Source organism: Mammaliicoccus sp. Q-M61 (genome assembly GCF_022386055.1).
In the GTDB taxonomy this organism is placed as follows: Bacteria; Bacillota; Bacilli; order Staphylococcales; family Staphylococcaceae; genus Mammaliicoccus; species Mammaliicoccus sciuri_A.
In genome coordinates, this window is record NZ_JAJNJL010000001.1 from 24,298 (window position 1) to 50,643 (window position 26,346).

Below are 26,346 nucleotides of genomic sequence, written 5' to 3' on the forward strand. Positions count from 1 at the left end.
TGGAGGGTGGAACATGAAGAATGATAATCATGTCGAAGCACCTGTAAGATTTGGAACTAACTTAGGGTTAATGTTAGAAATGTATGATAATTACGTTAATGATCCAGAGTCAGTACCGGAAGACTTGCAAGTGTTATTCGATGAATTAACAAGTAACAACACAGGCGCTGGCCTACAATCAAGTACTGGGGTGGACAACTCAAGTGTAAAACGTGTAATGCGTTTAATTGATAATATCAGACAGTATGGACATTTAACTGCAGATATTTATCCAGTGTACCGTCCAGAAAGAAAAAACGTACCAAAATTAACACATCAAGACTTTGGACTTTCAAAAGAAACTTTGGAAAAACTTCCAGCAGTTATCGTATCAGATCACTTTGATGGAGAATTTAACAATGCATATGAAGCAATAGAATATATGACTTCTTGTTACCAAGGTCCTATCGCTTTTGAGTACACGCATATTAATAATAATGAAGAACGCGTATGGTTGAAGAGATATATCGAATCAACACATACAATTGAAATTTCTAAAGAAGAAAAAATCGAATTATTAAAAAGTTTAGCTGAAGTAGAAGGCTTTGAAAAATATATCCATAAGAATTTCGTAGGTGCTAAACGCTTCTCAATCGAGGGTGTAGATAGTTTAGTACCAATGTTACAAAGAGTCTTAAAACGTACGAATGCTGCAAATATACCAAACATCCAAATTGGTATGGCGCATAGGGGTAGATTAAACGTTTTAACTCATGTATTAGAAAAGCCATATGAAATGATGATTTCTGAATTTATGCATAAGAACCCACTTATTTTCTTACCGAAAGATGGTTCTTTAGAAATCACAGCTGGTTGGACAGGCGATGTTAAATATCACTTAGGTGGTACGAAGACAACAAGTAAATACGGTATCGAACAATCGATTACTTTAGCAAACAACCCAAGTCACCTAGAAATCGTTTCTCCAGTCGTTCTTGGTAAAGCGAGAGCTAATCAAGATACAACAATTGATACTGGAAGACCAAGTCAAGATGTTAATAAATCACTTGCAGTCTTAATTCATGGTGATGCTGCATTCCCTGGACAAGGTATTAACTTTGAATCTATGAACTTGAGTAACTTAGATGGTTACACAACTGGTGGTTCATTACACATTATTACGAATAACAGAATTGGTTTCACTACTGAAGCAGAAGATGGACGCTCAACAACATACTCAACTGATGTTGCAAAAGGTTATGACTTACCAATTATCCATGTAAATGCAGATGATGTTGAAGCTACTGTTAAAGCAATTGAAATGGCAATGGACTTCAGAGAGAAATTCAATAAAGATTTCGTCATCGATTTAGTTGGTTATAGACGTTATGGACATAACGAAATGGACGAACCATCTATTACAAATCCAATGATGTATAAAGCGATTAAAGAACATCCATCTATTGAACATATTTATGGTAAAAAGCTTGTCGAAGAAGGCATTATTACAAAAGCTGAAATGAATGAAATTTTTGAAGATGTAACGAAACGCCTAAGAGCTGCTCATGACAAGATTGATAAAGATGCTGAAATGGATAATCCAGAAATGACTTTACCTGATAACATCAGTGAAGGACAAGATTATGAGTTAGCAAACGCTACTTATGAAGAATTAAAAGCGATCAATGATGCAATGTTTGATTATCCAGAAGATTTCACAGTCTTCAAGAAGTTAAACAAAGTATTAGATAGACGTCGTGAACCATTTGAAAAAGACGGTCTTGTAGACTGGGCACATGCTGAACAACTTGCATTTGCGACAATTTTACAAAATGGTACACCAATTCGATTAACTGGACAAGATTCAGAACGTGGAACATTCGCGCATAGACATGCTGTGTTACATGATGAGAAAGATGGTAAGTTATTTATTCCATTACATCACGTACCGAATGGTAAAGCATCATTCGATATTCATAACTCACCATTATCTGAAGCTGCAGTAGTTGGTTTTGAATATGGTTATAATGTTGATCATCCACAATCATTTAATATTTGGGAAGCGCAATACGGTGACTTTGCAAATATGGCACAAATGATATTCGATAACTTCTTATCTAACAGCAATGCTAAATGGGGAGAAAAGAGTGGTTTAGCTTTATTCTTACCACATAGTAATGAAGGACAAGGTCCTGAACATTCATCAGCAAGATTGGAAAGATTTTTACAATTAGCTGGCGAAAACAACATGACAATCGCTAACTTAACAAGTGCTTCTAACTATTATCACTTATTAAGAAGACATGCAAAATATCTTAACACAGATAAAATGAGACCATTAGTCTTAATGTCACCAAAAAGCTTATTAAGAAATAAAATTGTTTCTCGTCCAATTGAAGAATTCACTAAAGGACAATTTGAACCAATTTTAGTTGAACCATATAAGAAGACTAAAGTTAAGAAAGTTATTATTTCATCAGGAAAAATGTTTATTGACTTAAAAACTGAATTACAAAAAAATCCTAACGATGAACTTTGTCTAATTGCACTTGAACAACTTTATCCATTCCCTAAAGAAGAGATAAAGAACGTTCTTTCTGAATTCAGAAATCTAGAAACAGTTCGCTGGGTTCAAGAAGAAGCGAAAAACCAAGGTGCTTGGTCATTCGTTAGCTTAAAACTTCAAGACATTCTAGAAGATCGCAAAGTAGAGCTTGAATATCACGGTCGTAAAGTACGTTCTTCAACTGCAGAAGGCGACGGCGAAATATACAAACTTATACAAAGTAAAGTAATCCAAGAAGCTTTAAAACATAATTAGGGGGAAAAGAATCATGTCAGAGGTAAAAGTACCAGAATTAGCAGAATCAATTACAGAAGGAACAATTTCAGAATGGCTCAAATCAGTTGGTGACCAAGTTGAAAAAGGCGAAAATATCGTCGAACTTGAAACTGACAAAGTAAATGTTGAAGTCATTTCAGAAGTTGCAGGTGTTCTAACTGAAATCAAAGCTGAAGAAGGCGATACTGTTGAAGTAGGTTCAGTCATTGCAGTTGTTTCAGATGGAGAAGCACAACCAGCTTCAAACGATGCTAAACCTGAAAAGCAAGAAGAACCATCTAAAGAAGATGCAGGTAAACCAGAAGCTACAGAAACTAAAGAAGAAACAGCATCTTCAAATGAAAGAATTCAAGCAACACCATCAGCACGTCGTTTAGCACGTGAAAAAGGTATCGACTTAAGCAAGGTTAAGACACAAGCAGGCGACGTTATTCGTCCAGAAGACGTTGAAAGTGCAGCTAAACCTCAACCACAAGCTAAACCAGCTGAGAAAAGCCAACCAGCACAAGCTAAATCTAATGACAATCCTTCTAAACCTGTTGTTCGTGAGAAATTATCACGTAGACGTCAAACAATAGCTAAGAAATTATTAGAAGTATCTAATAATACAGCTATGTTAACAACATTTAATGAAGTTGATATGACTAACGTAATGGAATTACGTAAACGTAAGAAAGAAAAATTCCAAGAAGACCATAACGGTACACGTTTAGGATTCATGTCATTCTTCACTAAAGCAGCAGTAGCAGCATTGAAGAAATATCCTGATGTAAATGCTGAAATTGATGGTACTGATTTAGTACTTAAACAATTCTATGATATCGGTATTGCCGTTTCTACAGAAGAAGGTTTAGTAGTACCAATCGTTAAAGATTGTGACAAGAAAAACTTCGCTGAAATCGAACAAGATATCGTAGACTTAGCTGTTAAAGCTAAAGACAAAAAATTAGGCTTAGATGACATGATGGGTGGATCATTCACTATAACTAATGGTGGTGTATTTGGTTCATTAATGTCTACACCAATTATCAATGGTACACAAGCTGCTATTTTAGGTATGCACTCAATTGTTACAAGACCAATTGCAATTGATAAAGATCGTATGGAAAATAGACCGATGATGTACATCGCGTTAAGCTATGACCACAGAATTATTGATGGAAAACAAGCAGTAGGATTCTTAAAAACAATTAAAGATTTAATTGAAAATCCAGAAGATTTATTATTGGAATCTTAATATCGGATTAAGGGAAAATACAACGACGGAAATCGTCGTTGTATTTTTTCGTTTTATGAATCATCTCAATTCTGAGTTGGGGTTTTATTTTTAGTTAAAAATGGCTTACTATAAAGAAAGTATTTAATTAAAACAATAATTTTAAATGGGGGATAATATGGGTAAATCGATACATGAACGTTGGAAAGAAGACGCGTATTACTATGAAAAACGTGCTGCAGAAGATGAGGGCAGCAGGGAACGAGCAAAGAAGAAAATGGAACAAATCAAAGCAAACTTGAAAGTCAATCAGGATAAAATTAAACAAATGGAAGAACGATTGAGTAAGAAAAATAGATAAAGGATTTTGCCACCAATTTCATGGGGGATTGGTGGCTTTTATTATATAAAAGTTAATATGGATTGAGGTTATTTGCACTTTTAGCCAGAACTGCTAATAACGCGGGCAGTATTTACACTTTGAGCTAGAACTGCTAATAATGGGGCAGTATTTGCACCTTGGGCCAGAACTGCTAATAACGACATCAGTATTTGCACCTTGGGCTAGAACTGCTAATAATGGGGGCAGTATTTGCACCTTGGGCCAGAACTGCTAATAACGATACTAGTATTTGCACTTTGAGCTAGAACTGCTAATAACGGTATCAGTATTTGCACTTTGAGCCAGAACTGCTAATAACAGTATCAGTATTTGCACTTTGGGCCAGAACTGCTAATAACAGTATCAGTATTTGCACTTTGGGCCAGAACTGCTAATAACGGGGTCTTTATTTACAAAACTCGTAAGAAGTGTAAATACTAGGGCTCTTATGAACACTTTCGACTAAACTTGTTCGTAACGCGGATCTTATGAACACTTTCAGCCAAACTTGTTCGTAACGACACCCATACAACCCAAAAATATATTTTTCATTATTCTCAATTTGATTGATTTGTCATACTTTGAATTTATTTGATATAATTTATAGGAATTCATATATAGGAGAGATATTCATGAATGGACTAAGAAGTGTTACATTATGGACTTTTGATATTAAAGAAACAGAGTCATTTTATAAAGATATTTTAGGGCTTAATACCTTGATGAACCATGAAAAGAATATCTTACATATTGGTGATGCAAATCTTGCTCCTGGTACGAGACTGATTTTCAAGCAATATTCTGGTGATTCAGAAGAACTAGATACGCATTTTCACGGGATTGCTTTACGTGTACCGACTGATTACGCATTATATGAATATAAACAACAATTTGATGATCATCAAGTTAAATATGAGTCTGTACAACAATTAAATGGCAAGCATCTATTTAAATTTTATGATAATAATGGACATGCGTTACATCTAATTTCTGATGAACAAAATTCTGGTGTACCACTTGGAACTGCATATGATGGTGGTCCAATTAGTCCTATTCATCAAATTCAAGGAATAGGGCCGGTCATGGTTAAATCACCTGAGACTCAAGCAACTGGCTCATTATTAAATAATATTTTTGAGTTGCAATTGTTTGCTGAATACAAGACAATAGATGATGAGTCAGCTATCGTATTTAAAGTCGGTGCTGGTGGAAATGGCGGAGAGTTACATTTGATTGATTATCCAGATGCGATTGAGTCATTGAATCCACCTATCGAAAGAGTAGCAATCTCCATTGATGATATCGATCATTTTGAAAAAATTGTTAATCACGTTAAAGGAATTGAAATGGAACATCATATTATTCAACATGAAGCCGGCTTAATTTCGTTATATGTGCGTGACTTAACTGGCATCATCATTACAATTACATATGACACAGTGAATTAAAGGAGCGGTTTATTTATGTTACATGAAACTTGGAAAGAAAATCACGTTATTAAACAAGTAGAAGTTACACATACAGATGCACAAAAATTTAAAGTATCTGATATGTTAACAGTAGGTAAAACATATGATGTCGTTAATGAAACAGAAGAATATTATCAAATCATTGATAATTCTGGTCATGTTGGCGGCTACTACAAAACATACTTTAAAGAAGTATAAATATACGATAAGAGTCTGATACATCTATATGTTCCGGACTCTTTTTTAAGTTTATAAAATGTACTAAAGGAGAACACAATGGCTAATTTTAATAAATATTTAAACAACGATGAAACAATATATGATGACGCTTTGTCTATGATAAAGCTTAATAAGAATATACTTTTAAAAGGACCGACTGGTTCAGGAAAAACGAAACTTGCTGAAACACTTGCGAGAGATTTAAACAAACCGATGCATTCTGTAAACTGTTCTGTAGATTTAGATGCCGAAAGTTTATTAGGTTTCAAAACAATTGAAACAAACGAACAAGGTCATCAACAAATCGTATTTATCGATGGACCTGTTATTAAAGCGATGAAGAATGGCGACATTTTATATATCGATGAAATCAATATGGCGAAACCAGAAACGTTACCTATTTTAAATGGTGTATTAGACTTTAGAAGAGCATTAACGAATCCATTTACTGGTGAAGTCGTACAAGCTAAAGAAGGATTTTCAGTTATTGCCGCAATCAATGTAGGCTATATCGGAACATTACCAATGAACGAAGCATTAAAAAACAGATTCGTTGTCTTGGATATTGATTATATAGATGGCGAAACATTAAAAATGATTATTAAAGAACAAAGTGCATTACAAGATGATGAAATCATCGATTCAATCGTTCAATTTAATAAGGATTTACGCATTATGTCGAGCCAAGGTCAAATTTCAGAAGAGTCAGCGAGTATAAGAGCATTGATTGACTTAGCTGATTTAGCAACTGTCATTCCAGTAAGACGTGCAATTAAACGCGCTATTATAGACAAAATAGACGACGAAAGAGAACAACAAGCTATACAAAATGCAATTGAATTAATTTTCGAGTAAGGAGAATATCATGAGTGATCGTTTTATATTATTTAATGACGAACAAATCGATGCACAACAAATAATGATGTTAACTGATTTAGCAAAATTATTACTTGAAGATCCAAACGTTAAAGTTTCTTTCCAAAAATTCCAACACTATGATCCTATCAACAATACATGTAATGTAAGTTTCACATGGTTACATCGACCTGAACACATTATAAATGCAGGGTTAAAATCCGACATCATGTTAGATACTTTAGGATTTAAACATACAGATCCAGCTATATATAAAGAAGTATTAGATGAGTCATTTGATCATATGAGCTTTTTCAAACAATTATTTATGCTTATTGAAGAATACCGTCTTTCAAATTTGATTATGTCTAAACGTCCAGTCACTAAAAAGTTGTTTAAGCATAGATTGAACGTCAAAATCAAACAAAATAATAGTCAAATTCATGTTTATCAAACGAAGACAACTTATACAGACTTATTATTTTTAGCAATAGAACATGCTATTTTAAATGAAAATTTCATCAACAATATTTCAATAAATGATGATTTTGATGATGCACTCGTACAAGTGTTTAATCGATTAACGCAAATATTCAACTTGCAATCATCAGAAGACAGTTATGATTTAGCTGTAAGTATTATGATTTTAGTAGATTATTTATTAAAAGAAGATATGCTTAACCAGTATTATCATATTCCAGAGCGTATTTATCGTTCTTATGAAGAAGAGTGGACTTTAGAAGATTTAAAACGTCAAGATGCGGCTAACACTGATCAAAGTCATGAACAAGATCATGATCCAGACGACATTGAATCTGCAGATGCTGAAACAAAGACGAACGATAGTCAAACTGACAGCAAATCTTATTTAGAAATGGAACTTCACGAAGGTGAAAATAGCGACATTTTGACAGATAATGATAGAGAAGGTGACGCTGGCGATGATATGACGGATATGATGGAGAAAAAAGGTAAGGGCTCTAACAATACTTTAGATGATGAAGAGGGCGGCGCACAAGGTCTTAATCAGCAATATCAACTTAAAGGTATTAACCAAAATGTTTCTCTTACTTTCAATCGACCAGATATTTTACCAACACATATGGAAGCATATAAAGAAGCTGTCGATAGTGTTCAGTTTGAAATAAAAGATTTAACAAGCATAATCCAAAAATCTATGAATCATCAATATAGTGATATAAGAGAAAACTTAACTAAAGGTCGCTTACAAAAAAATCTTCTAAATTGGTTTATCGATGATCAATATAAACTATTCTTCAAAAAAGACGCATTTAGTAGAAAATTAGATGCAACATTCACATTATTAGTTGATGCATCAGCAAGTATGCACGACAAAATGGAAGAAACTAAAAAAGGTGTCGTCCTATTCCATGAAACACTGAAAAATTTAGATATAAAACATGAAATTCTTGGTTTTAGTGAGGATGCTTTTGAAGCTGATAAATTAAATCAACCTAATACTATTGAAGAACTTATCTTATATAATGAATCAACACTTAAACAGAACGATGCAAGAATTATGACGCTAGAACCTCAAGATGATAATAGAGATGGTGTCGCTTTAAGAGTTGCAACTCAACATTTACTTCAAAGATCTGAGTCTCAAAAATTCTTAATTGTATTTTCTGACGGGGAACCTTCAGCTTTTGATTATGCAGAAGATGGCATTATAGATACTCATGAAGCAGTGATAGAAGCAGATAAACAAGGGATTTATGTCTTTAATGTATTCCTTAATCAAGATGTAATTGATGAAGCCACGAAAAAGACTGTTCATAACATCTATGGTAAACAAAGTTTATTTGTAGAAGGTGTTGAAAATTTACCATACCAGTTGGCACCGTTATTGAAAAAATTACTGTTGCAATCTATATAATTAACAAACCTAAATAATAACATTCTTTTTTAAATTTTCAGAAATTTCATATAGACGAAAACAAACTCCAATGATAAAATATAAATTATTGTTAGACGCAAAAGGAGTAAAATATATGAACAAGAATATTTTTGTAGTAGGGTTTATGTTATTCGCGATATTCTTTGGTGCCGGGAACCTAATATTCCCACCAGCATTAGGATTATCGAGCGGTCATTTCTTCTGGCCAGCTATATTTGGTTTTGTCATTACGGGAATCGGTTTGCCACTTATTGGTGTAATCGCAGGTTCAATTGAGGACAAGGGATACAGAGTTTCATTAAGCAAAATTCATCCAGTCTTTGCAATTGTATTATTAGTTGCAATTTCTTTAACAATAGGACCATTATTCGCAATACCACGTACAGCAGCAACATCTTTCGAGATGGGTATTACACCAATTTTTGATACAAATAGTTCAATGGCTTTATTTATTTTCTCACTGATTTACTTTGTCATTGTCTTTTACTTAAGTTTCAACTCAAGTAAGATGGTCGATAAAGTCGGTGCGATTTTAACACCATTACTATTAATTTCAATTACAGCATTAATTATTAAAGCATTCTTCTCATTAGGTGGAGAAGCACCTGTTGCAGGTGATACTGCTGTATATAGTAGTGCTGGAACAAGCTTTGGTAAAGGTTTCGTTGAAGGTTACTTAACAATGGATGCTATCGCAGCTATTGCTTTCTCACTAATTGTTATTACAGCAATTAAGAGTAAAGGTGTAACGAGAGAAACAGGATTATTCAAACAAACAATTTATGCAGGTGTTATTGCAGCACTTGCACTTGGATTTATTTACATCTCATTAGGTTGGATCGGAAATCACATGAACGTTTCAGCTGAGACACTTAAAGAATTAAACGATAACGGTCAAAATATCGGTACTTATCTCTTAACAACAGCCGCTCAATTAGCATTCGGTGAGTTTGGTAAATATTTAATCGGTATTATCGTTGCATTAGCTTGTTTAACAACAGCTACAGGTTTAATCGTATCAGTGAGTGAATTCTTCCACGAGATTATACCTAAAATTTCTTACAAATGGTTTGTAACAATCTTTACATTAGTTAGTTTCATCCTTTCAAACCAAGGTTTAACTACAGTAATTAAAGGTTCACTACCAGTATTATTAGTGTTATATCCAATCGCAATTACAGCTGTATTATTAATTGTTCTTGCTAAGTATGTTGGTACACCACCAATCGCACAGCAATTATCAGTAGCACTTGTAACAATTATTTCATTAATATCAGTTGTAAACCAAATGGGTTGGGCTAAAATTGGATTTATTCAACAATTACCATTATCAACTTACCAAATGGAATGGATTCCATTTGCAATCGTTGGATTCATTATTGGATTTATAATTGGTAAAGTTAAGAATCAAGCACCAATCACATATTCGTAAGTTGTATAAGAATCTTCAAAATTATTTTGAAGATTCTTATTTTTTATGTCATCATATTGATAACAAGATAAAAAGGGGTTGGTTTTCATGATTTTAAATGCATTTATAAACAAAGATGAAACATGGTTATTATGGGCAATTCTAGTAGGTATTGCAGCGCTAAGTATCTTTTTAGAACAAAGGTATCAATTTGCAGCAAAACTAACAGGCGCTATCATTGCATTAATTGGTGCGATGATATTATCCAATCTCAATATCATTCCGATTGAATCGCCAGTTTATGATCAAGTATGGGAATATGTTATTCCGTTAGCAATTCCTTTACTTTTATTTAGATCAAACATATTTAAAATCTGGAAAGAAAGTAGAAGACTTTTATTTATATTCCTAATCAGTTCAGTAGGTACTGTAGTAGGTGTTGCAGTAGGATTTTTATTACTTCACCAATTTATACCTGAACTAGATAAAATAGGTGCTATGATGACTGGTAGTTACATAGGTGGTGGTGTAAATTTTGCAGCACTTAGCACGAAATTCCAAACACCAGGAGAATTAGTTTCCGCAACAGTTGTAGCCGATAATAGCGTAATGGCGTTCTACTTCATTGTACTGATTACACTTCCAAATATGAAATTTGTAAAAAAATATTTTAAAAGACTTTATACGTCAAGTGATGATGGAAACGGTAATCAAGCAGAAGCATATTGGAAACGAAATGAAATAAGCTTAAAAGATATTGCTTATTCGATTTCTATAGCATTTGCGTTAGTTGCGATAAGTTTTAAAATTTCAGAACTCGTTAATGAATACATTCCTAAAAACAATCACTTTATGGAAATATTAGTGAGTATTATAGGTGACCAATTTTTATTATTAACAACATTAACACTTGTTACAGTAGCTATGTTTAGTAAATTCTTTGAGAATTTAAACGCTTCTGATGAACTCGGTACATTTTTAATATATATTTTCTTTGTGGTAATAGGTGTACCAGCATCTATACCAATCATAATCAAAACAGCACCATTATTATTTATTTTCGTTGCCGTTATTTTGATTTTCAATTTATCTATAACACTATTCTTCGGAAAATTGTTCAAATTCAATATAGAGGAAATGTTACTAGCTAGTAACGCTAATGCCGGAGGACCAACAACAGCAGCAGCGTTAGCAATATCTAAAGGTTGGCAAGGATTAGTCGGACCCATTTTAATCATCGGTACTTTAGGTTATGTAATCGGAAATTACGTCGGAACATTAATGGGGTATTTCTTAGGCCAATTTATGTAAGAGGAGTGTATGAATGAGTAGGGGGTCTAGGAGATGTGAGTTTGTTTGGGAGGAACTCAGATGTATAACCAAGTCATGGCTTTATTCAGTACTTAAGCCATGACTTGAGCCATCTCTTGGCTTTATTCAACACTTAAGCTATAACTTGGTCCATCTCTTGGCTTTATTCAATACTTAAGCCATGACTTGGTCCATCTCTTGGCTTTATTCAATACTTAAGCCATGACTTGGTCCATCTCTTGGCTTTATTCAGTACTTAAGCCATGACTTCGCTCATTTCTTGGCTTTATTCAACACTTAAGCCATGACATAAGCAATCTCTTGGCTTTATTCAACACTTAAGCCATAACTTGGACAATCTCTTGGCTTTATTGAGGACTTAAGTCAAGACATAAGCAATCTCTTGGCTTTATTCAGCACTTAAGCCATGACTTGGATAATCTCTTGGCTTTATTCAATACTTAAGCCAAGACTTCAGTAATCCATTCACTCAACCACAACTCACATCCTCACATCCACAAAACCACACAACAAAAATCCCACCAACAAATGCAACGTTTGTTGGTGGGTCTATTATTTATGATTTAAATGTGTTTCTCAATTGCTGCTGTTCGTCTTTGAGTTGTAATAACTTTGTTTTTAAGTCTTGTTCTAAGCTTTGTAATTCTTGTTCTGCTTGCTGACGTTTGCGTGTGCCATCTTCTTGTATGCGCAATGTTTCTTGAATTGTATCTACTATATTAGTTTGAGTCGTCTTCAATGTTTCAATATCAACGATGCCTCGTTCATTTTCTTCAGCTGTTCTAATCGCATTCTGTTTCAACATTTCAGAGTTCTTCAGCAATAATTCATTAGTTGTATCTGTTACTTTTTTCTGAGCTTCTGAAGCACCTTGTTGTCTTAAAAGTGTTAACGCGATTGCCATTTGGTTTTTCCATAATGGGATACTCGTTAAAATAGAACTTTGAATTTTTTCTGCTAAAGTTTGATTAATATTTTGTATCATTCTGATTTGTGGGGCAGATTGTAATGTGATTTGTCTAGAAAGTTGTAAGTCATAAATTCTTTTTTCTAGTCTATTAATATATTGTTGTAAATCTGCCAATTCTTGTACATCCATTTGGTTATTAGATGCTTTAACTTTTTGTTCTAATTCTACAAGATTATGTTGCTTCAACTCGTCGCGTTTCTTTTCTGCAGCGGCGATATAAATATTTAATGCATCAAAGTAAGCTTTATTTTCTTCATATAATTGATCTAATAAACCAACATCTTTCATCAGCATATTTTGTGATTTCTGCAATTCTACAGATATACGATCGACTTGTGCACCAACTGATTGATATTTACTAAACATTTCATTTACAGAACGTTCAGCTCTTCTAAAAATACGTTTCAATCTAGATTGATTTTGTTTTTGTAATTCATCTGGATTTACTTCTTTTAATTTATTCATTAAATTTCTTAATGAATTACCAATAGGTCCTACATCTTTAGATTGCACTTGTGTAAGCATTTGATGTGAGAACTGTGATAATTTATTTTGAGCTTGTTGACCATAGAGTAGAAGACCATCATTATCTAATGGTTTAATCTGCTTAGCAATTTCGTCAATTCTTCTTTGATCTTCATCTGAGAATGTCTTTTCGTAAGTTGATGTGACATCAGAAGGGGTTTGCTGTTCTGTAATTTCTGAAGTTTGTGGTGTTAACGCTTCTGATGAATCTTTAAATGGGTCATCAATAAGGTCGTCAAATAAGTTCTTATTCGTTTCAGTCATTGTTACGCTCCATTTCATATTCATATTTTTTATGAGTTTTTGTTAAATTTACTTTTTCTTTCGTTGATTCTGGAATGCCTTTTCTATAGCTATTTCTTTGTTTAGCAATATCAGCAAGTTCCATTTCAATATCTAATTGATGATAACTTGATTCATTTAACTCTTTTAAATCGGCAACGAGTGTTCGTTTATTTTCATCAATCGTGAGCTTTGTTTGTTTAAGTTTAGCTTTTTCTTCTTTAGATTTATTTGGCATACGTTGTAATAGCGTGTAATTATCAATTAAATTCACAGTATTATCTAAGTGAGAGTAGAAGAAGCTTTCTACTTTATAAAATTTCTCAGGTGACTGTTTAACTGTGTTATAAATTGTACGTGCCAATTTAGCGACTTCGTTTAAGTTCTTGAATTCTTTATATGATCTTATTCGCATATAATTTTTATAAAGTCTTTTCAATTTAGGCTGCGCTTCGTTTAATTGTTTTCTAATAAAATGGAATTCTCGACGCGTTAAACCCATTTCTTGTAAATAACGTCGTGAACTATACCATTGTATGGGTAAAAAGCTAATAACGTAAGTGCCTGCAAATACAGCCATATCTATAAGAAAATTTAAATCTAGTTGAAAAACACTAAATAAAAAAGCAATAAATGATATAGGTACTGCTAATAACGCACCTAATACATATGATAAATTATATTTCATTGTCATCTTCCTAATTTATAACGTTTTGAAATGCTTTGTTTTTTCGTCTAAAGTGGTATCTTCGATTGTATAATTTTCTACAACTGAAGCTGGTGCTACTCCCTGGATAACACCATTAATAAATTGTTCTAATTGATCTTCTTCACCACTTGCGTATATTTCTACATAATCGCTGACATTTTCAACGGTACCAACTATTTTATGTTTCTTAGCGAGTTGAGCAGTGAAAAATCGAAACCCAACACCTTGTACGCGTCCAAAAACTTTAATATGTTTTCCGTTCATATTTATCACCTCATATCTTTATTATAAAGGGTTCAGTGTAAAAAAACTAATAATTAGAAACAAATCCACAAGCTATTTTCTTGATTTAATATTCAATAAGATTTAAATTAACTCTAGGGCAATTTTCTAAATAGGGGAGATTTTAAGATGTATAAAATCGTAACAATCCGAACAGATTATGAGGGATGGTGGCTGTTTGACGATTGGAAAGACTATATCATTAAAGAAATTGAATGTCAGGACTATGATGAAATGGTCACTCAATATCAGAATTTACTTAATCAATATCAAACGAAGTTTACGAATGAACTTGTAGGTAAACATAATATACATGCTTTCTATAATAATTGTGATCTTTCGTATTGCGAAGACTGCGAAGAAGATATGCAAATATTTTATAGTATTCTTATATTAAATGACAATTCAATTTATACGCCATTACCAAAATAATAAATTCTGAAAATATCTTAAATGGTATTGCATTTGAATATTCTGTGACGTATAATAAGAAATAGCAATATCGTTATTCCATATTGCAAATAACATTATTAATTAATTGTGTTTTTTGTAATATGCGAATATCGCATATTGAATTTTAGTCTTGGAGGTTTCACAATTATGAAACAAGGTACAGTTAAATGGTTTAACGCAGAAAAAGGATTTGGCTTCATCGAAATTGAAGGAGAAAATGACGTATTCGTACATTTCTCAGCAATTAACCAAGAAGGTTACAAATCTTTAGAAGAAGGTCAAGCAGTAGAATTCGAAGTAGTTGAAGGCGACCGTGGCCCACAAGCTGCAAACGTTGTAAAACTATAATATATATGAATTTGAACGACTAAAAAGAAACCCTAACGATGTTAGGGTTTCTTTTTGCGTTATCATATTGTTATTATTTAATAATAAATTTCATAATTTCAGCTTATTATTTTACGTCATTCATAATCAATTGTTTTAAAGTTTGTCTTTTTATAACTTCTCTCGCTTTTCCATCTTTAACAAATAGAACTGAAGGTTTAAGCATTTGATTATAATTTGAACTCATAGAGTAGTGGTAAGCACCTGTAGATAATACAGCAATATAATCACCGATTTTTGTAGATTTAGGTAGTTTCATATCTCTACCAATTAAATCACCTGATTCACATAACTTACCAGCAATTGTGACTTCATGTGTGTCTTCATCATTTCTATTCACTAACAACGCTTCATATTGTGCATCATAAAGTGCCGTTCTAATATGATCACTCATACCGCCATCAATTGACACATACGTATTAACATTAGGAATCTCTTTAATTGTTCCTACTTGATACAACGTAACACCCGCTTCACCAACAATTGAACGTCCTGGCTCTATAGAAATCTCTGGAATAGCCATATCATATTTTTGACTATTTTCTTTGATCGCATCTGTAATCAATTTAATACCATCTTCAATAGGGTAACTTTTATCCGCTTCAGTATATTTAATACTAAAACCGCCACCTAAATTTAAAATATCAATCTCAATATCATGTTCTTTTAACCATTCAAATACAATTTGGATTGTGTTAATTGTACCATCAGCTTCAAAAATTTGTGATCCAATATGGAAGTGGATACCTTTAAAGTCAATTTTATCTGATGCTTGTAAAGTACGAACACCTTCAAGTGCAGTACCATGTTTAATAGATAAGCCGAATTTACTATCTTCTTGACCTGTTTGGATAAATTCATGTGTATGTGCTTCAACACCAGGATTCACTCTTAATACAGCTTTAATAGGCTTAGAAGCTAATCGATTAATACGTGTGATTTCATCTAATGAATCAATGACGAAATATTCAACGCCGCTTTCAATCGCATATTCAATTTCTTCATTCGTCTTATTGTTACCGTGAAAATGAATTTTACTTGGATCAAATCCACTTGCTAAAGCTGTATATAATTCACCTTCAGATACGACATCTAGACCCATTTCTTCTTCTGCCATCAATTTAAACAATTGAATACTACTAAATGCTTTAGAAGCATACGAAATATTATATGATAAACCACTTTCTTTAAATGCTTCATGGAATCTTCTACATTGTGTTCTAATTTGTTCCTCATCATATACGATAGTAGGGGTACCAAAACTTGCAGCTATCGTTTGTAATGATACATTGCCCATTGTAAGAACACCTTGGTCATTATATTTAACTGTCATTATCTAATCTCCTTTATTAATGAATGATGGTTTAATGCACTGATTTGCTCAGAATTTGCACCAACACCTTTAAATGTAAATTCATCAATCCTTATATCGTTACTATACATCACGACTTGATCACCACTTTGGATTGTATCATCTACTTCAACGAACATGTGACTCATCATCAATCCTCTAATTGGATAGCGTTGCTGATTAATAAGTGCATCATGTTTCGCTCTTGTCTTAAGTATACCGTCTCCATAACCAATATCAACTACAGCAATGTTACAATCTTTATCAGCCGTATATTGGAAACTATAACCACAAGTTTCTCCTTTTTTAATAGGGCGAACTTGGATCACATTAGCTGTGACTGTAAAGTTTTGTTCAGTAAGTGTAGTAGGGAGCGTACTATAAGGTCTTGAACCATAAAGTATAATACCAAGACGCGCATGCGTATGTTGATTGAACAATCCATCTTCTCTTACATAACTTGCACTATTTTGTGCGTGAATAAATTTGAAGGCATAACCTTGGTCTAATATAAATGATAAGCAATCAATCCAAGCTTGTCTTTCTGTTTCATATTCATCGCCACCAAATTCATCTGCATATCCAAAATGTGTCCAAATACCTTCGATAATCGCTTGCTCTGCAATAGGTAAGTTTTCATTATGTTTAAGTACTTGCAACATTTCATCTTGATCTTTCAAACCAGAACGGTGTAGTAGATTTTCAAGTTCTAAATGTAATTTAACGCCTGCTAAATCTTCTAAATGTTTATGATAGAACGTCAATGAAGGTAACGTCATCGCAATGTTATGTGCCTTTAATGTTTCAAATTCGATAGAAGGATTCATCAAAAAGATATTTACTTGTTTATCTATTTCACGAATTCTTACCGCTTCATGAAGTGATGTTGTACTGAATGTTTGAATACCTGCTTGAATAAAGGATTTAACTGCGAATTCTAATCCAAAATGATAAGCATCGTTTTTCACGACAGCCATAACTTTGTTATCTTTAATAACATTCTTAGCATTTTTTATAAAATTTTGTTCATCAATCGTAATACGTGCTACCATTATTTGTCCGCTCCTTGATTTAATAGTGCTGTATAGTAATCAGCGACACTGATCAATACTTCTTCATCGAAATTGAGTCTATTTGTATGTAGACCATAAATATAATCTTTTTCAACATTGCGTGTTCCAAAAAAGACAAAATAACTTGGTGCTAATTGACGATAGAAACTAAAGTCTTCACCAAATAAATAAGGCTTTTCAAGTTCATGTAATGTTAAGTCGAGGCTTGTTAAAGCTTCTTTAACGCCATCATATAATTGTGCATCATTTGTAGTAGGTGGATATCCTTCTGCAAAATCAACTGTACATGTAACACCAAATAACAATTCAACACTTTCTGCGATTTTTTGCATTTGATTTTTAACAATTTCAAGATCATTTGTATCATATGTGCGAATCGTACCTTCTAAGTATCCATTCTCTGGCACGGTATTAATGGCTTCACCAACATTGAATTGTCCAACATGAACAATATTGCGATTTAAACCATTTAAATGAAATTGCTGAATTTGTGTAACTTGAGATAGTACATGTATCATCGCTTCTGATGCTGCTTTACCATCTTCTTTGCTGGCAACATGACTTGAACTTCCTTTTAAGTAAAATCGATACTCTGTTGCACTAGCTGTAATTTCATCATTTTTAAAGGCTACTGTGCCGACATCTTCAAATGGCATAATATGTACGCCATAAATTTTCTCGATGTTATATTTATCAAACACGTTTGATTGGATTAATTGATTCGCACCAGCTTCAGTTTCTTCTGAAGGTTGGAATATAAACACGACATTATGCGGTAATTCACCTTTATCATATAAAGCTTTACAACGTTGTGTAAAAAGCATTAACGCTGTCGTATGACCATCATGACCGCATGCATGCATAACTTGATCAACCGTACTTTTATAAGGTACATCGTTTACTTCTTGAATAGGTAAGGCATCGATATCTGCTCGATACGCAATTGTATGATTCGAATTGCCTTCTAAATAACCAATGACACCCGTTTGAATAGGGCGTTCGTATGGAATATTTAATTGTTTTAAGAAGTCTTCAATATATGTAGTTGTTTCATATTCTTGCATACTTAACTCTGGGTGTTGATGTAAGTATCTTCTTGTATTTTTCACAAATTCTAATTCAGACATTTAACTCAGTCCTTTGTATTATGTATAGAAAGAGGGAGCGGGATAGAAATTTCATTTAAGGAAAATGATATCGCAGTCCCGCCCCGACTAAAATGATATTATTGATTTAAATTACGTAATGCAGATACAATTTCTTTTTTACCATCTTGAACATCTGCTGATTGTTTAATAACTTTAGCAGGTGTACCCGCTACTACTGCACCAGCTGGTACATCTTTAGTTACGATAGCGCCAGCTGCAACGATTGCACCTTTGCCGACTCTAACGCCTTCAAGGATAACAGCATTTGCACCGATTAATACGTCATCTTCAATCACAACAGGTGATGCACTTGGTGGTTCGATCACACCCGCTAATACTGATCCAGCACCAACGTGTACATTTTTACCAGTTGTTGCACGTCCACCTAAAGTAGCATTCATATCTACCATTGTACCTTCACCAACAACAGCACCGATATTGATTGTAGCACCCATCATCACAACCGCACCGTCTTCAATAACTGCATGTTCTCTAATGAAAGCACCTGGTTCGATTCTTGCATTTGTATTTGTTAAGTCTTTTAATGGAATTGCTGAATTACGACGATCATGTTCAATTTCTAAATCCGTAATAGCTGATTGATTCGCTTCATAAAAACTCTTCCAATCTTTAGCATCACAGAAAATTGTTTTAGATGTTTCAGAACCAAATACTTTAAATGACTCTGGGAATTCAACATTTTCAAATGTGCCGTTTACATAAACCTTTAAAGGCGTTACTTTCTCTGCCTCACTAATATATTGAATAATTTCTTCTGCCGTAAAATCTTTAACCATGTTAAATTCTCTCCTCATTTAAATTATTGTATGTGTAATATCCGTTTTCTTTATTGACTAGAACATCTGCTACATTAATTGCGCCATTAGCGAAGATATCTTTAGACTGCGCACGATGTGTAATTTCAATCGTTTCGTCATGACCAGCAAATAGTACTTGATGTTCTCCAACAATTGTACCACCACGTTGTGAACTAATGCCAATTTCTGCAGGTTCACGTTTAGTAGTTGATTCATGTCTGTCATAAACTGGTACAGATTGTGCTCTTTTTTCTTTAATCGCGTCATATAGTTGAACGAGTGTACCACTTGGTGCATCGACTTTCTTATTATGATGCTTTTCTAACATTTCAATATCAAAGTCTTCCAATAATGGTACTGCATATTGAATAATTTCTTTGAGTATATGCACGCCATAGCTCATATTTGCGCTGAAAAATACAGGCATGTTCTGAGATTTTTCTTTTAACTTTTCTATGATTTGTTCTTTTTCACCAGTCGTTGCGATAACTAAAGGTAATGTGAAGTCTTCTTCTAATAAAGGCAATAATAATTCAGGATTTGAAAAGTCTATTGCCACATCCGCTTCTGGTGCTTCTGAAATAGATTCAAAAGCAGGGTAGGGATAAGATTTCGTTGAATCCTTTACGACAACACCAACAATTTCATTGTCTCTTTCTTCTGCTAATCTTGCGACGCGTTCATTCATTGCGCCATATCCGATTAATAATATCTTCATTGTTTTACACCATCTTTAAACTTAGTAAATGCTTCACTTAAAACGTTTCTTTCTTGTTCTTCTAATGTAACAAGCGGTAATCTTACTTCATAACGACCGAAACCTAATTCAGACGTTAATAACTTAATCGGCACTGGATTAACATCTACACTTAAGTGATCAAGTAATTCTGTAATATCACGATTTAAAGTGTTTGCTTGTTCTAATTGATCATTAACGACATAATCATATAATTGTTGTGTTTCTTGTGGTATAGCATTTGCTACAACTGAAATTAATCCCGCTCCGCCTAGTTGATAGTAATCTAACATATTGTCATCATTACCACTATATAATGCAAAGTCACTTGGTAATTGTTGTCTTAAAGTTTTTGCATATTCTAAATCTCCAGTCGCATCTTTTAAAGCTACGATGTATGGATTTTCACTTAGTTTAAGCACCGTTTCAATATCTATCGTCATATTTGTTCTTGATGGGACATTATAAAGTACAACAGGTAATGCAACTTCATCCGCAATTTTTGTAAAATGCGCGATTAATCCACGTTGACTCGTCTTGTTGTAATAAGGTGTGATTAACATAATTGCATCAGCACCTAATTCTTTAGCTTTTATGGAAGCATCGATAGAAGCTTGTGTATTGTTTGTACCTGTACCTGCTATAACTGGAACACGACCATTTACTTTTTTAATCCCACATTCTAATAATGTATTTCTTTCTTCTGTTGTAAGAGTAGGATTCTCTGCTGTTGTTCCGTTAATAATAATACTTTTAACACCATTATCTATTAAAAATTCTATATGATTTTCAAAGGCTTCGTAGTCTACATCCTCATTTGTGAATGGTGTCGTAAGGGCAACGCCCACACCGTTAAAAATATGTGACATACTGAACACTCCTCGTTATTTTTTATTTAATTCTAATACTTGTTCTAGCACTTGAACGGCATTTAAACTTGCACCTTTTAATAAATTATCTGAAGTACACCAGATGTGGAATGTATTGTCTAAAGAATCATCTTTACGAATTCTTCCAACGAATACTTCATCTTTACCAGTAGAATGAATCGCTAATGGATATTCATTATTTTCTACGTTATCTACTAAGACAACACGGTCATCTTCATTAAATAAGTTACGAATATCTTCAACAGTCGCTTCTTTATCTAAAGTTACGTTTATATGCACACTGTGGCTGTCTTGAACAGGTACACGTACACAAGTTGCTGTTACATTTAAAGAAGGTTGATCTAAGATTTTTCTAGTTTCGTCGATCATTTTTTGTTCTTCTTTTGTATATCCATCTTCTAAAAATACATCTATATGTGGTAACACATTATTATAAATTGGGTGAGGGTAGTTCTTTGGTGCTTCTCCTTTTTCACCATTAGCTAAATCTTCACGACCAGCTAAACCAGATCCTGATACAGCTTGATATGTTGTATAAGCAACACGTTTCAATCCGAATTGATCTAATAAAGGTTTTAAAGGTACAACTGATTGAATTGTTGAACAGTTAGGGTTTGCAATAATTTTACGATTTAATTTAGGTACATTCACTTCCGGAACGATTAAATCAATATCTTCATGCATACGCCATTGACTTGAATTATCGATTACAATTGCACCATGTTTTTCAAATAGTGGGGCGAATTTCTCACTTGTACCACCACCAGCACTCATAATAACGTAATCGAATTTGCCATCTGTTTTCTCTTCTGTCAATGCTTCAACAGTATAAGTTTTCCCTTGGAATTCGATTTGTTTACCTGCTGATCTAGGTGATGAAAATAATACAAGTTCATCAAATGGTACATTTCTTCTATCTAATACTTCTAATACTTTTTCTCCTACTAAACCTGTTGCGCCTACAACTGCTAATTTTGTCATTTTGTTCACTCCATCATTCATTATATATTAAATGCTTCACTTAAAGTTCGAACGGCAGTTTCTCCTAATTCACGATCAACAACGTAAGAAATACTAATCTCAGAAGTTGTTGTTTGATAGAAGTTAATGTCATGACTAATTAAAGTGCGGAATGCTTTTGAAGCTATTCCTGACATATCTCTCATGCCTGTTCCAATTACTGAAAGTTTAGCGTAGTTATCTCTCATTTTGTAACGTAAGTGAGGGTATTCCTCAGTAAGTTGTTCAATGATTTGTTCGATTTGATATACGTCTGAATCTTTAATCGTAAACGAAAGCTGTAATCCTTGTTGATTTTCAATTTGAGATATCATATCAACATTCATTGATTGTTCTTCTAATGAATCAAATAATTTCTGTAATAATGCAAAATTTTGCATCGGATAAGTTAAAGTAACATGAATCATATGTGTATCAAGTGCGACTCCTGTAACTGCTTTTTTCTCTAATATCTCTGTTTGTGGCATAATCCATGTTCCTTTCACGTTTGATAATGTTCTACCAAGATATAATGGTATGTTATAATTTTTTGCAATTTCGACACTTCTAGATTCTAATACGCCAGCACCTAAAGCACTCATTTCCATCATTTCTTCATATGAAACTTCATTGAGTAACTTTGCTTCTTTATAAATTCTAGGGTCTGTTCCATATACACCATCAACATCTGTATATATTTCACAAGATGTATCTATACTTGCTGCAATAGCTACTGCAGTTGTATCAGAACCGCCGCGTCCTAAAGTTGTAATTTCTAGATGATCATTTACACCTTGAAATCCTGCAACGACAAGAATGTCATTTGTTTCAAAAGCTTCTTCAAAACGTAGTGCATCAATTTCTGCAATTTTACTTTTCAGATGATGACCAATCGTCTTGATACCAGCTTGATAACCTGTCATTGCTTTCGTTTGAACACCAATATCATTCAATACCATTGATAAGTATGAAATGGTTTGTTGTTCACCCGTCGTTAAAAGCATCGCTAAATGCTCATCTTTAGGTTGCGTCGTAAGTGAGCTAATATTTTCAAGTAAAGAATCTGTCGTCTTACCCATAGCACTTACAACCACTACTAATTGTTCTCCATTATCAACACGTGATTTCAACATATGTGCGATATTTTTAATTTTGTCAAAATCACCGACGGACGTACCGCCAAATTTTAAAACACTCTGACTCAAAATAATTCCTCCTATAAATCGGAGACGAACGCTGTAATATAAATAAAAAAACAAGTTCGGCATTCGAACTTGTTTTAATTTATATATACAAGTGATGCACTCCATTATTCTTAAGATAATGACAGACAACTAGCTCTTAACCTAAATGTCCAACACCATATTTCTGCAAAAATATAATGTTTCGGCATCGCACCCTTTCACTCCTTTAAGATTGCAGTCCAATAGGGGGAGTTACTAATGATTGATGCGCCTCATCAAAAACATATTCAATTGGTATGCATTCATTATACATACAAAGAATATTGATGTAAAGAGAGAAAACCGATAATTTCAAAAAGTTCTTACTATTTGGATGATCATTTTAGAATATTATTATTCATTCATATTCATTTTAGATGAGTGTGGAGGAGATGGAGGGCGTTTTTAGGAATGGGGGAGGTTGGTAAGAAAAGGGGGCAATGTTAGTAAGAAATGGGTGGTGTATTTATAAAAAGTGGAGATGTATTTATCTTGTTTGGGCTGTCTTGATAAATAGAGGGGCTGTATTTATCTTGTTTGGCATGTCTTGATAAATAGAGGGGGTGTATTTATCTTGTTTCGCATGTCTTGATAAATAGAAAGGCTGGATTTATCTTGTTTGGCATGTCTTGATAAATAGAGGGGCTGTATTTATCTTGTTTGGGCTGTCTTGATAAATAGAACGGCTGGATTTATCTTGTTTGGGCTGTCTTGATAAATAGAAGGGCTGTATTTATCTTGTTTGGTTAGTCTTGATAAATAGAGGGACTGTATTTATCTTGTTTAGTCAGTCTTGATAATTAGAGGGGCTGTATTTATCTTGTTTGGTCAGTCTTGATAAATAGAGGGGCTGGATTTATCTTGTTTACTCTGTCTTGCAATATACAACGACTCTATGTTGCTTGTTTACTCTCACTTGCAACATACAACGGCTCTATGTTGCTTGTTTGCCCTGTCTTGCAATATCCAACGACTCAATGTTGCTTGTTTACTCTCACTTGCAATATTGAACGGCTGAACATTGCTAGTCGACGCTCACTTGCAATATTGAACGCCTGAACATTGCTAGTCGACCCTCACTTGCAACATTGAACACCAAAAACAACTCATCACCCCCTCATTTTCCACAAAAACAAAAAAACTGAGACATGTCCTCATGTCTCAGTTCCATATATGCTAATTAGTTATAAACACCTTGATCTCTCAAGTATTCTTCATAACTGATTTCTTTAGAAATTGCGCCGTCTTCTTTAATTTCAATTACGCGGTTAGCGATTGTATTGATAAATTCAAAGTCATATGAAGTAAAGATTAATGATCCTTTGAAATTCTTCAATCCATCATTGACTGCAGTGATACTTTCTAAGTCTAAGTGGTTTGTTGGTTCATCTAGTAATAATACGTTAGAGTTTGATAACATCATTTTACTTAACATACATCTTACTTTCTCTCCACCTGAAAGGACGCTTGCTTTTTTCTTAACTTCTTCACCACTAAATAACATACGTCCAAGGAATCCTCTTAAGAATGTTTCTGTTTGTTCTTCTGGTGGTGCATACTGTCTTAACCAGTCAACTAAGTTCATTTCAATACCTTCAAAATAATCTGAGTTATCTTTTGGCAAGTATGATTGTGTTGTTGTAACGCCCCATTTAACTGTTCCTTCATCTGGTTCAAGTTCACCAGCTAAAATACGAAGTAGGGTAGTTTTTGCAATCTCACTTTCTCCGATTAATACAGCTTTATCATTTGGATTCATTGTAAATGAAACGTTATTTAATACTTTTTGACCGTCAATTGTTTTTGAAACACCTTGAACTTGTAATAAGTCGTTACCGATTTCTCGTTCAATCGTGAAATTAACGAATGGATAACGTCTTGATGATGGTTGAATGTCATCGAGTTCAATTTTTTCAAGCATTTTCTTACGGCTTGTTGCTTGTTTAGATTTAGAAGCGTTCGCACTAAATCTTGCGATAAAGTCTTGTAATTCTTTAATACGTTCTTCTTTTTTCTTGTTTTGATCTTGAGCCATTTGAGTAGCAAGTTGACTTGATTGGTACCAGAAGTCATAGTTTCCGACAAATAGTTTAATTTTACCGTAGTCTAAGTCAGCTATATGTGTACAGACATTGTTTAAGAAATGTCTATCATGTGATACGACGATAACTGTATTCTCAAAATTAATTAAGAAATCTTCTAACCAAGCAATCGCTTTAATATCTAAACCGTTTGTAGGCTCATCGAGTAATAGAACATCTGGCTCACCAAATAAACTTTGAGCAAGAAGTACTTTTACTTTTTGGTTGTTTTCTAATTCGGACATCATTTTGTCATGTAATTCGTCTTTAATACCTAAACCTGAAAGTAATACAGATGCATCCGCTTCTGCATTCCATCCGTTCATTTCAGCAAACTCACCTTCAAGTTCTGCTGCACGCATACCATCTTCATCTGAGAAATCTGGTTTCATATAAATTTCGTTTTTCTCAGTCATAACTTGCCATAATTTTTCATGACCTTTTAATACAACATCAATCACTTTTTCATCTTCGTGCGCAAAGTGATCCTGTTTTAATACTGCTAAACGTTCATCTTTACCAAGTGAAACGTGACCTGATTGAGAATCTAATTCGCCTGATAATACTTTTAAGAACGTTGATTTCCCAGCTCCATTAGCACCGATAAGTCCGTAACAGTTACCTGGTGTGAACTTAATATTTACATCTTCAAAAAGCTTACGATCACCGAAACGTAAACTTACATTCGTAACTTGTAACATTAAATGACTCCTTTTCATTAATACTTCTACCGATGAATTATATCATAAATAAAACAAAAATGGGCAAGAGTTTGAACAGTCGTTACACGAAGCAA

23 protein-coding genes and 1 riboswitch are annotated in these 26,346 nt (G+C 33.6%); of the genes, 11 read left to right on the plus strand and 12 right to left on the minus strand.

Translation table 11 applies throughout. The features are described 5' to 3' along the window. Positions 1 to 13: 13 nt before the first annotated feature. From LQ677_RS00120 to LQ677_RS00160, 9 genes are all read left to right on the plus strand, one after another. Positions 14 to 2,800, plus strand: a complete 2,787-nt coding sequence (locus LQ677_RS00120; RefSeq protein WP_191835561.1) for a 2-oxoglutarate dehydrogenase E1 component — start codon at positions 14 to 16, stop codon at positions 2,798 to 2,800. 13 nt (positions 2,801 to 2,813) lie between these two features. Further along, positions 2,814 to 4,058 carry a 2-oxoglutarate dehydrogenase complex dihydrolipoyllysine-residue succinyltransferase gene (odhB, locus tag LQ677_RS00125; RefSeq protein WP_037590502.1) on the plus strand — a complete coding sequence of 415 codons (1,245 nt, stop codon included), beginning with the start codon at positions 2,814 to 2,816 and terminating at the stop codon, positions 4,056 to 4,058. Between the two features lie 157 nt (positions 4,059 to 4,215). After that, positions 4,216 to 4,398 carry a hypothetical protein gene (locus LQ677_RS00130; RefSeq protein ID WP_191835559.1) on the plus strand — a complete coding sequence of 61 codons (183 nt, stop codon included), beginning with the start codon at positions 4,216 to 4,218 and terminating at the stop codon, positions 4,396 to 4,398. A 653-nt stretch (positions 4,399 to 5,051) separates the two neighbouring features. Continuing rightward, positions 5,052 to 5,867 (plus strand): VOC family protein, encoded by an 816-nt coding sequence (locus LQ677_RS00135; protein ID WP_191835558.1) that lies wholly within the window; start codon positions 5,052 to 5,054, stop codon positions 5,865 to 5,867. Positions 5,868 to 5,882: 15 nt separating this feature from the next. Beyond that, complete coding sequence (locus LQ677_RS00140; RefSeq protein ID WP_025905040.1) at positions 5,883 to 6,086, plus strand: DUF6501 family protein; 204 nt, start codon at positions 5,883 to 5,885, stop codon at positions 6,084 to 6,086. A gap of 78 nt (positions 6,087 to 6,164) precedes the next feature. After that, positions 6,165 to 6,962, plus strand: a complete 798-nt coding sequence (locus LQ677_RS00145) for an ATP-binding protein (RefSeq protein WP_191835557.1) — start codon at positions 6,165 to 6,167, stop codon at positions 6,960 to 6,962. A 10-nt stretch (positions 6,963 to 6,972) separates the two neighbouring features. Continuing rightward, positions 6,973 to 8,859: a vWA domain-containing protein gene (locus LQ677_RS00150; RefSeq protein ID WP_239747970.1), complete on the plus strand. Its 1,887-nt coding sequence runs from the start codon at positions 6,973 to 6,975 to the stop codon at positions 8,857 to 8,859. Positions 8,860 to 8,974: 115 nt separating this feature from the next. After that, a complete protein-coding gene (gene brnQ, locus LQ677_RS00155; RefSeq protein WP_206167044.1) occupies positions 8,975 to 10,312 on the plus strand; it encodes a branched-chain amino acid transport system II carrier protein in 1,338 nt (445 codons plus the stop codon). Between the two features lie 87 nt (positions 10,313 to 10,399). After that, positions 10,400 to 11,602 (plus strand): DUF819 family protein, encoded by a 1,203-nt coding sequence (locus tag LQ677_RS00160; RefSeq protein ID WP_239747971.1) that lies wholly within the window; start codon positions 10,400 to 10,402, stop codon positions 11,600 to 11,602. Between the two features lie 577 nt (positions 11,603 to 12,179). On the opposite strand, the gene LQ677_RS00165 is transcribed toward LQ677_RS00160, so the two are convergent. The 3 genes from LQ677_RS00165 to LQ677_RS00175 are packed head-to-tail and all read right to left on the minus strand — an operon-like array spanning position 12,180 to position 14,373. Continuing rightward, positions 12,180 to 13,382, minus strand: coding sequence for a toxic anion resistance protein (locus LQ677_RS00165; protein WP_037588041.1), 1,203 nt, complete (start codon positions 13,380 to 13,382; stop codon positions 12,180 to 12,182). Continuing rightward, positions 13,375 to 14,088: a 5-bromo-4-chloroindolyl phosphate hydrolysis family protein gene (locus tag LQ677_RS00170; RefSeq protein ID WP_239747972.1), complete on the minus strand. Its 714-nt coding sequence runs from the start codon at positions 14,086 to 14,088 to the stop codon at positions 13,375 to 13,377. The genes LQ677_RS00165 and LQ677_RS00170 overlap by 8 nt, the downstream gene beginning before the upstream one ends. A 15-nt stretch (positions 14,089 to 14,103) precedes the next feature. Next, the gene (locus tag LQ677_RS00175; RefSeq protein WP_037588038.1) at positions 14,104 to 14,373 is read right to left on the minus strand and encodes an acylphosphatase; all 270 of its coding nucleotides are present in this window, start codon (positions 14,371 to 14,373) and stop codon (positions 14,104 to 14,106) included. A 147-nt stretch (positions 14,374 to 14,520) separates the two neighbouring features. Between LQ677_RS00175 and LQ677_RS00180 the strand changes: the two genes are divergently transcribed. Both LQ677_RS00180 and cspA read left to right on the plus strand, forming a co-directional pair. After that, the gene (locus tag LQ677_RS00180) at positions 14,521 to 14,823 is read left to right on the plus strand and encodes a DUF1033 family protein (protein ID WP_126477663.1); all 303 of its coding nucleotides are present in this window, start codon (positions 14,521 to 14,523) and stop codon (positions 14,821 to 14,823) included. 168 nt (positions 14,824 to 14,991) lie between these two features. Beyond that, the gene (gene cspA, locus LQ677_RS00185) at positions 14,992 to 15,192 is read left to right on the plus strand and encodes a cold shock protein CspA (protein WP_016912585.1); all 201 of its coding nucleotides are present in this window, start codon (positions 14,992 to 14,994) and stop codon (positions 15,190 to 15,192) included. Between the two features lie 106 nt (positions 15,193 to 15,298). Here cspA and lysA read toward each other — a convergent pair whose 3' ends face one another. The 9 genes from lysA to LQ677_RS00230 form a co-directional block, all read right to left on the minus strand. After that, positions 15,299 to 16,564 carry a diaminopimelate decarboxylase gene (gene lysA / locus LQ677_RS00190; RefSeq protein WP_239747973.1) on the minus strand — a complete coding sequence of 422 codons (1,266 nt, stop codon included), beginning with the start codon at positions 16,562 to 16,564 and terminating at the stop codon, positions 15,299 to 15,301. After that, positions 16,564 to 17,634, minus strand: coding sequence for an alanine racemase (alr, locus tag LQ677_RS00195; protein WP_239747974.1), 1,071 nt, complete (start codon positions 17,632 to 17,634; stop codon positions 16,564 to 16,566). Before alr ends, lysA begins: the two co-directional genes overlap by 1 nt. Then, positions 17,634 to 18,782 (minus strand): M20 metallopeptidase family protein, encoded by a 1,149-nt coding sequence (locus tag LQ677_RS00200; protein WP_239747975.1) that lies wholly within the window; start codon positions 18,780 to 18,782, stop codon positions 17,634 to 17,636. Before LQ677_RS00200 ends, alr begins: the two co-directional genes overlap by 1 nt. Positions 18,783 to 18,880: 98 nt before the next feature. After that, a complete protein-coding gene (gene dapD / locus LQ677_RS00205) occupies positions 18,881 to 19,600 on the minus strand; it encodes a 2,3,4,5-tetrahydropyridine-2,6-dicarboxylate N-acetyltransferase (protein ID WP_037588029.1) in 720 nt (239 codons plus the stop codon). A gap of 1 nt (position 19,601) precedes the next feature. Then, on the minus strand, positions 19,602 to 20,339 hold the full coding sequence (gene dapB / locus LQ677_RS00210) for a 4-hydroxy-tetrahydrodipicolinate reductase (RefSeq protein WP_037588027.1): 738 nt from the start codon (positions 20,337 to 20,339) through the stop codon (positions 19,602 to 19,604). After that, the gene (gene dapA / locus LQ677_RS00215) at positions 20,336 to 21,226 is read right to left on the minus strand and encodes a 4-hydroxy-tetrahydrodipicolinate synthase (protein ID WP_239747976.1); all 891 of its coding nucleotides are present in this window, start codon (positions 21,224 to 21,226) and stop codon (positions 20,336 to 20,338) included. Before dapA ends, dapB begins: the two co-directional genes overlap by 4 nt. Before the next feature lie 15 nt (positions 21,227 to 21,241). Continuing rightward, complete coding sequence (locus LQ677_RS00220; protein ID WP_239747977.1) at positions 21,242 to 22,228, minus strand: aspartate-semialdehyde dehydrogenase; 987 nt, start codon at positions 22,226 to 22,228, stop codon at positions 21,242 to 21,244. Between the two features lie 20 nt (positions 22,229 to 22,248). Continuing rightward, entirely contained in the window at positions 22,249 to 23,451 is a 1,203-nt protein-coding gene (locus tag LQ677_RS00225; RefSeq protein WP_126477862.1) for an aspartate kinase, read from the minus strand. 86 nt (positions 23,452 to 23,537) lie between these two features. Next, a riboswitch (Lysine riboswitch) is annotated at positions 23,538 to 23,714 on the minus strand. Positions 23,715 to 24,649: 935 nt separating this feature from the next. Further along, positions 24,650 to 26,251, minus strand: coding sequence for an ABC-F family ATP-binding cassette domain-containing protein (locus tag LQ677_RS00230; RefSeq protein ID WP_049318900.1), 1,602 nt, complete (start codon positions 26,249 to 26,251; stop codon positions 24,650 to 24,652). Positions 26,252 to 26,346 lie beyond the last annotated feature (95 nt).

Excerpts from the sequence above, each read along its gene's own strand:
- LQ677_RS00135 (WP_191835558.1), top strand. The coding sequence starts at position 5,052 with ATGAATGGACTAAGAAGTGTTACATTATGGACTTTTGATATTAAAGAA.
- LQ677_RS00150 (WP_239747970.1), top strand. The coding sequence starts at position 6,973 with ATGAGTGATCGTTTTATATTATTTAATGACGAACAAATCGATGCACAA.
- dapD (WP_037588029.1), bottom strand. The coding sequence starts at position 19,600 with ATGGTTAAAGATTTTACGGCAGAAGAAATTATTCAATATATTAGTGAG.
- LQ677_RS00175 (WP_037588038.1), bottom strand. The coding sequence starts at position 14,373 with ATGAACGGAAAACATATTAAAGTTTTTGGACGCGTACAAGGTGTTGGG.
- brnQ (WP_206167044.1), top strand. The coding sequence starts at position 8,975 with ATGAACAAGAATATTTTTGTAGTAGGGTTTATGTTATTCGCGATATTC.
- LQ677_RS00160 (WP_239747971.1), top strand. The coding sequence starts at position 10,400 with ATGATTTTAAATGCATTTATAAACAAAGATGAAACATGGTTATTATGG.
- LQ677_RS00165 (WP_037588041.1), bottom strand. The coding sequence starts at position 13,382 with ATGACTGAAACGAATAAGAACTTATTTGACGACCTTATTGATGACCCA.
- LQ677_RS00200 (WP_239747975.1), bottom strand. The coding sequence starts at position 18,782 with ATGTCTGAATTAGAATTTGTGAAAAATACAAGAAGATACTTACATCAA.
- LQ677_RS00120 (WP_191835561.1), top strand. The coding sequence starts at position 14 with ATGAAGAATGATAATCATGTCGAAGCACCTGTAAGATTTGGAACTAAC.
- LQ677_RS00220 (WP_239747977.1), bottom strand. The coding sequence starts at position 22,228 with ATGACAAAATTAGCAGTTGTAGGCGCAACAGGTTTAGTAGGAGAAAAA.
- lysA (WP_239747973.1), bottom strand. The coding sequence starts at position 16,564 with ATGACAGTTAAATATAATGACCAAGGTGTTCTTACAATGGGCAATGTA.
- LQ677_RS00230 (WP_049318900.1), bottom strand. The coding sequence starts at position 26,251 with ATGTTACAAGTTACGAATGTAAGTTTACGTTTCGGTGATCGTAAGCTT.
- dapA (WP_239747976.1), bottom strand. The coding sequence starts at position 21,226 with ATGTCACATATTTTTAACGGTGTGGGCGTTGCCCTTACGACACCATTC.
- odhB (WP_037590502.1), top strand. The coding sequence starts at position 2,814 with ATGTCAGAGGTAAAAGTACCAGAATTAGCAGAATCAATTACAGAAGGA.
- LQ677_RS00170 (WP_239747972.1), bottom strand. The coding sequence starts at position 14,088 with ATGAAATATAATTTATCATATGTATTAGGTGCGTTATTAGCAGTACCT.
- LQ677_RS00145 (WP_191835557.1), top strand. The coding sequence starts at position 6,165 with ATGGCTAATTTTAATAAATATTTAAACAACGATGAAACAATATATGAT.
- LQ677_RS00180 (WP_126477663.1), top strand. The coding sequence starts at position 14,521 with ATGTATAAAATCGTAACAATCCGAACAGATTATGAGGGATGGTGGCTG.
- dapB (WP_037588027.1), bottom strand. The coding sequence starts at position 20,339 with ATGAAGATATTATTAATCGGATATGGCGCAATGAATGAACGCGTCGCA.
- LQ677_RS00140 (WP_025905040.1), top strand. The coding sequence starts at position 5,883 with ATGTTACATGAAACTTGGAAAGAAAATCACGTTATTAAACAAGTAGAA.
- cspA (WP_016912585.1), top strand. The coding sequence starts at position 14,992 with ATGAAACAAGGTACAGTTAAATGGTTTAACGCAGAAAAAGGATTTGGC.
- LQ677_RS00130 (WP_191835559.1), top strand. The coding sequence starts at position 4,216 with ATGGGTAAATCGATACATGAACGTTGGAAAGAAGACGCGTATTACTAT.
- alr (WP_239747974.1), bottom strand. The coding sequence starts at position 17,634 with ATGGTAGCACGTATTACGATTGATGAACAAAATTTTATAAAAAATGCT.